The organism is Nodosilinea sp. LEGE 07298 (assembly GCF_015207265.1).
Lineage (GTDB): Bacteria > Cyanobacteriota > Cyanobacteriia > Phormidesmidales > Phormidesmidaceae > Nodosilinea.
The window spans coordinates 1-9,293 of the sequence record NZ_JADEXE010000264.1 but is presented as its reverse complement, the minus strand read 5'-3'; the positions used below and the strand labels follow the sequence as shown (position 1 = coordinate 9,293).

Below are 9,293 nucleotides of genomic sequence, written 5' to 3'. Positions count from 1 at the left end.
GTCGATATTTGGGCGGGGGATGGGGCGGCAACGGTAGCCACCGCCAGTTGGGACAACTCGGTGCGACTGTGGCAGCCCACCAATCCCCTGGTGCAGCGACTGCCTACGGGCGATGACTTCATCACCCAGGTGGTGTTTGACCCCACGGGCGATCGCATCGTTTCTTCCAGCCTCAGCGGCCATATTCGCCTGTGGAGCCGCCAGGGCGACCTAATACGCACCCTGGGTCGTCACGAGGTCGAAGCCTGGACGGTGGCCGTCAGCCCCGACGGCAGCTACATTGTCTCGGGCAGCGCCGACAATACCCTGAAGATCTGGAGCCGCGAGGGGCAGCTTCTCCATACCCTAACAGGCCACCCCGACGCCGTTTACGGAGCCGACATCAGCCCCGACGGCAACTTGATTGCCTCCACTAGCCTCGACGGTACCGTCAATCTGTGGAATCGCCAAGGGCAACTCCTCCACACCCTCCAGGTGGGCCAGAGTTCCACGACGTTTCCCCGGTTTAGCCCCTATGGCACTCAGCTAGCCACCGCTGGGCAAAACTCGCTGCGGCTGTGGAGCATCGAGGGCGATCGCCTAGAACCTTTGCGAACCCTTGAGGTGGGGCGGGTGAATAGTCTCACCTGGAGCCCCGACGGCCAGGCGATCGCTACGGTCAATAACGAGCTGCTGCGGGTGTGGAGTCTCGACGGCAAGCCGCTGCAAACGTTTACACCCCCAGCCGAAGACGCCGACTTTCTTGGAGCCACCGCCTTCAGCCCCGACGGCAAGCGCCTAGCCACTATTGCCTGGCGTCAGGGCCTAGAAGTTTGGCAAATTAAGCTGGTAGATCTAGCCAGTGGTGAGGAAATCGCAATGCTGCCTGGCCACCAGGGGCGAGTGCGAGACCTCAGCTTTAGCCCCGACGGCACCGAGATCCTCACCGGATCCTTTGACCAAACCATCGCCCTATGGAATGTACAGGAGGCGTTGACGGTGGACTACCTAACCTTTGCCTGTCGGTGGATCAACAACTATCTCACCACCCAACCAGAACCCTATACCTCGACCTTGGCCCTGTGCCAGGATCTGGATGACTAAACCGTAAACCCCTTACTTTTAAGACCTTTCTTACTGAACGGTGCGATCGGGCTCTGGGTATCCTTGAGAAATATTATGCAACGCCACAAAAAGGAGTGCTCTTGGTCAAGAGCACTCCTACGCCATTCGTATTTGTTCGGGCGATCAGATCGCCTAACCCTGAATCACCGGGGACTGTAAGGCCACCGGAATGGCTGGGCCGCTGGCGAGATCTAGCGGGAAGTTGTGGGCGTTGCGTTCGTGCATCACCTCAAATCCCAAGTTAGCTCGGTTGACCACATCGGCCCAGCTAGGCAGCACTCGCCCTTGGGAATCGAGAATGGAGTGGTTGAAGTTGAACCCGTTGAGGTTGAAGGCCATAGTGCTAATGCCCAGGGCCACAAACCAAATACAGACTACTGGCCAGGCCGCCAAGAAAAAGTGCAGCCAGCGAGAATTGTTGAAGCTGGCATATTGAAAAATTAGGCGACCAAAGTAGCCGTGGGCCGCCAGAATGTTGTAGGTTTCTTCTTCTTGTCCAAATCGGTAGCCTGAGTTTTGAGACTCACTGTCGGTGGTTTCTCGAATCAGGCTTGAGGTCACCAAAGACCCATGCATGGCGCAGAACAAAGAGCCTCCTAAAACCCCTGCAACCCCCAGCATGTGAAACGGATGCATCAAAATATTGTGCTCTGCTTGAAAGACGAACATAAAGTTGAAGGTGCCGCTAATGCCCATGGGTAACCCATCGGAAAAGCTGCCCTGACCAATGGGATAGATCAAAAATACCGAGGTGGTGGCAGCAACCGGCGCGCTGTAGGCAACACAAATCCAGGGGCGCATGCCTAGTCGGTAGCTGAGTTCCCACTCGCGCCCCATGTAGCAGAGCAGAGCAGGAATGTAGTGGAAGGCAATCATTTGATAGGGGCCGCCATTATAGAGCCACTCATCTAGGGTTGCGGCTTCCCAAATCGGGTAAAAGTGCAGGCCGATAGCATTAGATGAGGGTACGACTGCGGCGGTAATGATGTTGTTGCCGTACAGCAAGGAACCTGATAGGGGCTCACGAATACCGTCGATATCAACTGGTGGTGCCGCGATGAAGGCCGTTACGAAAACAATGGTGGAAACGCTTAGTAGAGGAATCATCAAGACTCCAAACCAGCCAACATATAGCCGATTTTCGGTGCTGGTGACCCACTGACAAAAGCTCTCCCAGACGTTTGTGTCTTGACGTTGAAGAGTGGTAGTCATGGTTTATGAATGAAAAATCTCAACACAGCAATGAACGTATTAGAGCAAAAAACTATGAAGATCCTGGGAATATTGATACCAGGATCGGATGGGCAAAGGTGATAGATTAGTGCGGCTCAAGGTTTACGGTGCAGGGTATATGGTTCACGGCAGTTCCCAGAACCGTATACCGTAAACCCTGCACCTTTAACCCGTTAGAGCCTGTCAAAATTAGGTTGGTCAGGTACTATTTGCGATCGGCGGGGTAGGTTTTGTAGCCATAGAAAATGAAGGCTAGACAACCTAGGGTAAACACCACCAAGGCGAGAAAGATGCCGCTAGCAGTAGAGGCAGCTTGCCCTTCGCCATAGGCAAGATAAAGAGCGGGAAGCATGAGGTGACCTCGCTGATCTAAAGATTTGGCCCGGGCCAGTTGACATTGACTCCGTCTAGCAGAATGGTGCCGTTGTAGAGCTGCAAGATAATCAGCAAAAACAAAAACAGCATCACCATTAGAAAAGCCATAAAGGGGGTTGTGCCCCAGCCACGGGTGACTCGTCCGGCTTCGGAGTTGTATTGCCGCAGAAAATACTGGATTGGAGCTACTTTCTTCGAGACATACTTTTGTTGCATGGTCTGAGTTTGATTGAGTTTAGGGTTGCTAAGGAGCGGGGCTGTGGTGCGTCAGGCGGGGCCGTGACGCACCTGCGATCGCACCTACAGAGGTTTAGTTTGGCGAGAGGTGGGATCGCCTACTTTTTGGAAGTAGCCCCATTCCACCTGCTCAGCGCTTAAATCGGGGTTGATACCCGAGAACACATCCTTAAAGAGGGCTCGTAGACCGTGCCAGATGTGGCCAAAGAACCAAACTAGGGCAAAGCAGGCGTGAAAGAAGGCAAAGAAGCCGCGATTGCTGGTTCTAAAGGCCCCATCGGAGTTGTAGACAGCGCGATCGAACTCAAAGGGTTCGCCCATTTGCGCTTTGCGGGCGTATTGCTTGACCTGTGTCGGGTCGGTAAAGGTTTGACCATTGAGCTGACCGCCCAAGAAGCTAACCGTAACGCCCGTTTGCTCAAAGCTGTATTTGGCATCGGTGCGGCGGAAGGGAATGTCGGCTCGAACCAGGCCATCGCGATCGGTAAGCAGAACGGGGAAGTTCTCGAAGAAGTTGGGGATGCGCCGAACCGAGAGGTCTCGACCTTCTTTGTCTTTGAAGGCAGGATGCCCTAGCCAAACCGTGGGTAAGCCATCGCCATCGACCATGCGCCCCACCCGGAACAAGCCTCCCTTAGCTGGACTGTTGCCGACATAGTCATAGAAGGCCAGTTTTTCGGGAATGGCTGACCAGGCTTCGGCCTGGGACTTGCCCGCTTCTACCGCAGACTGCACCCGTCGGTTAATTTCCTTTTGGAAGTAGGCCTGATCCCACTGGTAGCGGGTGGGGCCCCACAGCTCTATGGGGGTGGTGGCGGTGCCGTACCACATGGTGCCGGTGGCGATAAATCCAGCGCAGAAAAATACGGCTAAGCTACTGGCCAACACCGATTCTAGATTGCCCATGCTCAAGCCCCGGTAGAGGTATTCAGACGGTCGCACCACAATGTGGAACAACCCGCCGATGATGGCGACCAGCCCCACCGCGATATGGTGGGCCACTACGCCCCCTGGGTTTTGGGGGTTAAACCCGGCTGGCCCCCACTCGGGAGCCACCCCCTGAACATGGCCGGTCAGGCCAAAGGGATCGGAGACCCACATGCCGGGGCCAAAGAGGCCGGTGAGGTGAAACGCCCCGAAACCAAAGCAGACTAGCCCCGCCAACAGTAGATGAATGCCAAAAATTTTGGGTAAGTCGAGGACGGGTTCATCGGTTTTGGGGTCGAAAAAGGTGGCCACATCCCAATAGACCCAGTGCCAGCAGGCGGCTAAGAACTCTAGCCCAGAAAAGATGATGTGGGCCGCAGCAACGGTCTCGAAGGTCCAAAAGCCGGGGTCGGCAAAGGTGTCTCCGGTGATGCTCCAGCCCTGCCAAGAGTTGGTGACCCCCAGGCGGGCGACGAAGGGCATGAGGAAACAACCTTGCCGCCACATAGGGTTTAGCACCGGGTCGGTGGGGTCATAACGGGCCAGCTCGAACAGCAGCATTGACCCGGCAAACCCCGCACAGAGGGCATTGTGCATTAGGTGGACGGCGAGTAGTCGCCCTGGGTCGTTGATGACCGAGGTATGGACGCGATACCAGGGGAGTCCCATTTGGTCGTTCTCCTTATATAAAACTTGTGTGACGGTTGGCGTTCTTTTTGGCGTTCTTTTGGCCTCAGGCTCAGCTCAGCAGCGGTAGGGCGACTTCTGGAGAATAGTTATCCCGAATGGTGGGCGGTGCCCACCCTACAGCGGCTACAGTCGCTGGATTGAAGCTGGTATTTTCTTTCCCAGAGATCTCCTAACCCCGTGGAGCGATCGCACCAGGCCTGAAAAAGCGGGTGAATCGGGATAGCGAGATCCACCCGCGATCGCAGTTACGCCGATCGTTCACTGGGGTCAATCGGGGGCATGGAGAGCACCGGCTCGTTTTCGCGATCGAGGCCGGTAATGTAGCCCGCTGCCGTAGCTCGGGCCAGCCCCGCGTGCCACAGGTGCCCCACCAAAAAGAAAAAGGCGAAAACAAAGTGGGCCGAGGCCAGCCAGGTGCGTGGCGAAACGTAGTTAAAGGCATTGGTTTCGGTCGCCAGGCCCCCCACCGAGTTGATCGAGCCAATGGGCGCGTGGGTCATGTATTCGGCGGCGCGGCGCACCTGCCAGGGCTGCACATCGTTTCTCAACTTCTCTAGATCGAGGCCGTTGGTGCCGCGCAGGGGCTCTAGCCAGGGGGCTTTGACCGACCAAAAGCGCATGGTTTCACCGCCAAAGATAATTTCACCCGAGGGCGATCGCTGGAGGTACTTACCCAACCCCGTTGGCCCTTGGGCCGAGGCCACATCGGCCCCGAGACCCTGGTCGCGCACTAAGAAAACCAGCGACTGAGCCTGGGATGACTCGGGCGTGGTCGGGCCATAAAACACGCTGGGATAGGCCGTGTTGTTGAACCAAATAAAGGCGGTGGCAATGAAGGCTTGACCGGCAATGTTGCCCAAACTCTGGGCTAAATAGGTTTCGCCGCTCCAGGGAAAGAGGTTGTGGGTCCAGCGCAGGGGCGGCACCAAAATGTGCCAAATGCCACCTATGATTAGCAGCGAGCCGACCCAAATATGGCCGCCAATAATGTCTTCTAAATTGTCAACGCCCACAATCCAGCCGCTGCCGCCCAAAGGATCGCGCAGTAGGTAACCAAAGATGATCCGAGGGTCGAGGGTGGGGTTGGTAATCAGTCGCACGTCGCCGCCGCCGGGTGCCCAGGGGTCGTACAGACCACCCCAAAACATGGCTTTGCAGACAAACAGCAGGGCGCAAATTCCCAGCACGCCGATGTGAAAGCCCAAAATCTGGGCCACCTTGGCGCGATCGCTCCAGTCAAATTCAAAAAAGCCCGAGAGCTTTTCAGGCCCCCGCAGGGCGTGGTAGACCCCGCCAAAGCCCAGCACTGCCGAGCCAATCAGGTGGGCCACACCAATGGCAAAGAAGGGAAAAATATCCGTCACCTCGCCCCCGTGGCCGACGCCAAAGCCCAGGGTGGCAATGTGGGGCATGAGAATGCAGCCCTGCTCATACATGGGCTGGGCTTCGTTGTAGTGAGACACCTCAAACAGCAGCATGCCGCCAGCCCAAAACGCCAGCAAAGCGGCGTGAGCCACGTGGGCACCAAGAAAGCGCCCCGTCAACTCGGTGGTAATCAGGCGGGCATTGCCGGCCCACCAGGCGTAGCCGCTAGATTCCTCGTCGTAGCCCGCCTTGGGAGGGGCGGTGCGATCGCGTTCATTGACAAAGGGAGTGAGGGTATTAAGAGAAATATTCTTAAGCGCAGAAGCCGTGGGTTCTAATGGGGTTTCCACAGGGTTAAATCTCCATGAAAGCGGTCAATAATGAATGGGGGAGGGGGATCGGGTTTCGGGTTTTGGGTTTCGGGTGCAAGGTTTACGGTTCACGGTCTTTCTAAAACCTTGCACCCTGTACCCTGTACCCTGTACCTGACACCTGACACCTGTCCTATTCCCCAAATCCTCGGGGCAGCACTTCTTCGGGGAAGACAAACTTTTTGGCGGGCTGATCTAGCTCAGAGATCCAGGCGCGTAAGCCCTCGTTGAGCAGAATGTTTTTGGTGTAAAACGTCTCGAACTCTGGGTCTTGGGCAGCACGAATTTCTTGGCTGACAAAGTCGTAGGCGCGCAGGTTAAAGGCCAGCCCAATCATGCCAATGGCGCTCATCCACAGCCCGGTGACCGGCACAAACAGCATGAAGAAATGCAGCCATCGCTTATTCGAAAAGGCAATGCCAAAAATCTGGGACCAAAACCGATTGGCGGTCACCATAGAATAGGTTTCTTCAGCCTGGGCGGTGGAAAACCCTCGAAAGGTATTTCGTCCGTCTGAGTCTTTAAACAGCGTGTTTTGTACGGTTGCGCCATGGATGGCGCAAAGCAGAGCTGCTCCTAGCACTCCGGCGACCCCCATCATGTGAAAGGGGTTGAGGGTGTAATTATGAAACCCCTGAAAAAACAGGAGAAATCGAAAGATAGCGGTGACGCCAAAGCTGGGACCAAAAAACCAGCTCGACTGCCCTAGGGGATAGGCTAAAAAAGTGGCCACAAAAACGGCAATCGGGGCCGAAAATGCGATCGCATTATAGGGTCGCAGCCCTACCAGGCGGGCAACTTCAATCTGCCGCAGCATAAAGCCCATCAGGGCAAAAATGCCGTGAAAGGCGGTAAAGTTCCACAGGCCGCCAATCTGGCACCAGCGGACAAAGTCGCCGTTGGCCTCAGGCCCCCAGAGAAATAGCAGGGAGTGCCCCATGCTTTCTGCCGGGGTAGAGACGGCGGCAGTTAAGAAATTACAGCCTTCTAAATAGGAGGTGACCAGCCCGTGGGTGTACCAGGAGGTGACAAAGGTGGTGCCGGTAAACCAGGCTCCCAGTGACAGGTAGGCACAGGGAAACAGCAGTAAACCAGACCAGCCAATAAACACAAAGCGATCGCGTTTGAGCCAGTCATCGAGGGTAAATAGCCAGTCTCGGGGCGGTTGCAATGCCCCTAAAGAAGTGGTCATAATGTCGTCCTCTTGAAGCAAAAATGTATGGGATATAAACCCAGTCCAGACGTAGCATTTTGCCGCTGGTAAGAAAAATCCCAGGGAATATCCAGCGACTCCAGCCGCTGTATGGTGGGCACTGCCCACCATAGGAGAAACTGATTTCCAGAAGCTGCCTAAGGCCGCCTATCCCGTTCTGAACTTGGGATAACAGCGAGGTCTAGGGCACTTTTCCTAGACTGGAATACTCTCTCCACCGACATCGTTGACAAAGTAAGGTGGACCTGGAAGAGCAATTTCCTGGATGATTTGATCAAAGTAGGGAATTACCTCTGCGGCATCGGCCTCATCCAGTTGTTTGATCGCCTCTGCTTTTAGACACTTCATAAACTGCGAAATGTTGGTTAGGGGGATGCCCACATTGCCATAAAGCTCTTTCATGCCGGTGAGGCCAATCTCTTGCAAGGGCTGGCCGTTGCCTGCAATCAGGCAGTAGCTAATCAGGCGAATGTACCAACCCACATCTCGCTTGGCTGAGGCGGTCTTGAGCCGACTGCCAGAGTTGCTGGGGGTTCTGGGGCAAACTTTCCAAAACTGCCGAATGCCTTTCTCGACAATTGTGGGAGCTTTTTCCTCCAGGTTTTTAACCACTTGGATGCGAGCCGCTCCAGACTTGCAAAAGGTTTGAATCATTTTTAGCTCCCCTGGGGTGGGGTAGCGGAGTTCTTCGTCTGCATTGAGAATGACTTGTTTGACGATGCTCATGGTAAAGGTGGGGAGGTGGGGAAGACAGATTACCGGGGATGAATTTGGATGCCGCCGAACCAGCCAATGTAAATGCGGTAGCGCCGGTACGGATAGAACTGATGCAGCTTTTTAAGCAGATGTTTGAACGCTGTTTGGAAGCGGTTTAACTCTCGATTGCGATCGGGTTTGAGGGTTGTAGTCATGGCACGTTGGACTCAGTAGGTTGAGGGTCTGCCGCCGCTGCGGGCGGTGTGTCTATCTGGGCAGATTCTGCGGTTGGAGCAGACTCTGCGGGCGGCGGCGCGATCGCAGCCGAACTGCCATTGCGAGACGAGTCGGCACCATGGGCAGCGGGAACGGCCATAGCTAGCTCACGCTTCGGTTTGGGGGCCACAGCATGGGTCGCCATCCAGGCTCCCGCAGTGGCGGGGTTCTCGCGGGCTTTCCACCAGGCGACTGGGCCTCGGGGCGATCGCAGGCCGTAGCCGCGCGGAGTCAGATAACGTTCGTAGGGCACCACGTCATCGCCAAAGGCCTGGGCATAGTCATCACTGTCGATCAGGGCGTCGATCAGGGCATAAAAGCCCTGTTTGCCAACCAGGTCGTAGTAGCGGTTAAGCTCTTCGCGACCGTAGGTGGGGCGACCCAGCAGCCGCCGGTGAATATATTCAATCGACTTGGTGATGTAAAGGCTTTCCCAGTACAGCTGGCGGAAGGGTCGCGATTTGGCCAGCTGCCGCACAAACTCACGCATGGTGATCTGGCCTCCTTTAAGTTTGGTTTCGGCCATCACCTGCCGCTGGCTATCGAAAACGTCGCGGCCAAACACCTGACGATAGGTACCCAAAATTACCGCCTCTACGGAGTGGTGGGTGACATTTAGATTAGGCCCCTGCACCTGATGCCCCTGGGGTTGGTGAGATGGCTCGATTTTGAACACCGATTGGCCAAAGCTACCGGGTATGCGGCCCAGGTTGGTAGCTCCGTTTAGACTCAGGTGATGACCATTCTGTAACCCGCTGCCAATCAAAATGCGGCGGCTGGTGGGGCTGAAATGGGCGGGCTGGGCC

10 protein-coding genes are annotated in these 9,293 nt (G+C 55.8%); 1 reads left to right on the top strand and 9 read right to left on the bottom strand.

All coding sequences use genetic code 11. The annotated features are described in order from the left end of the window. On the top strand, positions 1 to 1,083 hold a 1,083-nt coding region (locus IQ273_RS25795), incomplete at its 5' end, for a WD40 repeat domain-containing protein (RefSeq protein WP_194026006.1). 153 nt (positions 1,084 to 1,236) lie between these two features. Here the strand turns inward: IQ273_RS25795 and psbA are convergent. From psbA to IQ273_RS25750, 9 genes are all read right to left on the bottom strand, one after another. Next, on the bottom strand, positions 1,237 to 2,316 hold the full coding sequence (psbA, locus tag IQ273_RS25790; RefSeq protein ID WP_194026005.1) for a photosystem II q(b) protein: 1,080 nt from the start codon (positions 2,314 to 2,316) through the stop codon (positions 1,237 to 1,239). 226 nt (positions 2,317 to 2,542) lie between these two features. After that, complete coding sequence (locus IQ273_RS25785; protein WP_194026004.1) at positions 2,543 to 2,689, bottom strand: hypothetical protein; 147 nt, start codon at positions 2,687 to 2,689, stop codon at positions 2,543 to 2,545. Positions 2,690 to 2,706: 17 nt separating this feature from the next. After that, on the bottom strand, positions 2,707 to 2,928 hold the full coding sequence (gene psbH, locus IQ273_RS25780; protein ID WP_194026003.1) for a photosystem II reaction center phosphoprotein PsbH: 222 nt from the start codon (positions 2,926 to 2,928) through the stop codon (positions 2,707 to 2,709). Positions 2,929 to 3,012: 84 nt separating this feature from the next. Then, positions 3,013 to 4,545: a photosystem II chlorophyll-binding protein CP47 gene (psbB, locus tag IQ273_RS25775; RefSeq protein ID WP_194026002.1), complete on the bottom strand. Its 1,533-nt coding sequence runs from the start codon at positions 4,543 to 4,545 to the stop codon at positions 3,013 to 3,015. A 266-nt stretch (positions 4,546 to 4,811) separates the two neighbouring features. Next, positions 4,812 to 6,239: a photosystem II reaction center protein CP43 gene (gene psbC / locus IQ273_RS25770; protein ID WP_194026007.1), complete on the bottom strand. Its 1,428-nt coding sequence runs from the start codon at positions 6,237 to 6,239 to the stop codon at positions 4,812 to 4,814. Between the two features lie 196 nt (positions 6,240 to 6,435). After that, positions 6,436 to 7,494 (bottom strand): photosystem II D2 protein (photosystem q(a) protein), encoded by a 1,059-nt coding sequence (gene psbD / locus IQ273_RS25765; RefSeq protein ID WP_194026001.1) that lies wholly within the window; start codon positions 7,492 to 7,494, stop codon positions 6,436 to 6,438. A 216-nt stretch (positions 7,495 to 7,710) separates the two neighbouring features. Beyond that, complete coding sequence (locus IQ273_RS25760; RefSeq protein ID WP_194026000.1) at positions 7,711 to 8,241, bottom strand: allophycocyanin; 531 nt, start codon at positions 8,239 to 8,241, stop codon at positions 7,711 to 7,713. A gap of 29 nt (positions 8,242 to 8,270) precedes the next feature. After that, positions 8,271 to 8,426: a hypothetical protein gene (locus IQ273_RS25755; RefSeq protein ID WP_194025999.1), complete on the bottom strand. Its 156-nt coding sequence runs from the start codon at positions 8,424 to 8,426 to the stop codon at positions 8,271 to 8,273. Next, positions 8,423 to 9,293, bottom strand: an 871-nt coding sequence (locus tag IQ273_RS25750) for a phycobilisome rod-core linker polypeptide (protein WP_194025998.1), incomplete at its 5' end; no start/stop codon positions are given. The genes IQ273_RS25755 and IQ273_RS25750, both read right to left, overlap by 4 nt.

What these genes read in the sequence shown, in the direction of transcription:
- psbB (WP_194026002.1), bottom strand. Translation starts at nt 4,545, where the DNA reads ATGGGACTCCCCTGGTATCGCGTCCATACCTCGGTCATCAACGACCCA.
- IQ273_RS25760 (WP_194026000.1), bottom strand. Translation starts at nt 8,241, where the DNA reads ATGAGCATCGTCAAACAAGTCATTCTCAATGCAGACGAAGAACTCCGC.
- IQ273_RS25785 (WP_194026004.1), bottom strand. Translation starts at nt 2,689, where the DNA reads ATGCTTCCCGCTCTTTATCTTGCCTATGGCGAAGGGCAAGCTGCCTCT.
- psbD (WP_194026001.1), bottom strand. Translation starts at nt 7,494, where the DNA reads ATGACCACTTCTTTAGGGGCATTGCAACCGCCCCGAGACTGGCTATTT.
- psbA (WP_194026005.1), bottom strand. Translation starts at nt 2,316, where the DNA reads ATGACTACCACTCTTCAACGTCAAGACACAAACGTCTGGGAGAGCTTT.
- IQ273_RS25755 (WP_194025999.1), bottom strand. Translation starts at nt 8,426, where the DNA reads ATGACTACAACCCTCAAACCCGATCGCAATCGAGAGTTAAACCGCTTC.
- psbH (WP_194026003.1), bottom strand. Translation starts at nt 2,928, where the DNA reads ATGCAACAAAAGTATGTCTCGAAGAAAGTAGCTCCAATCCAGTATTTT.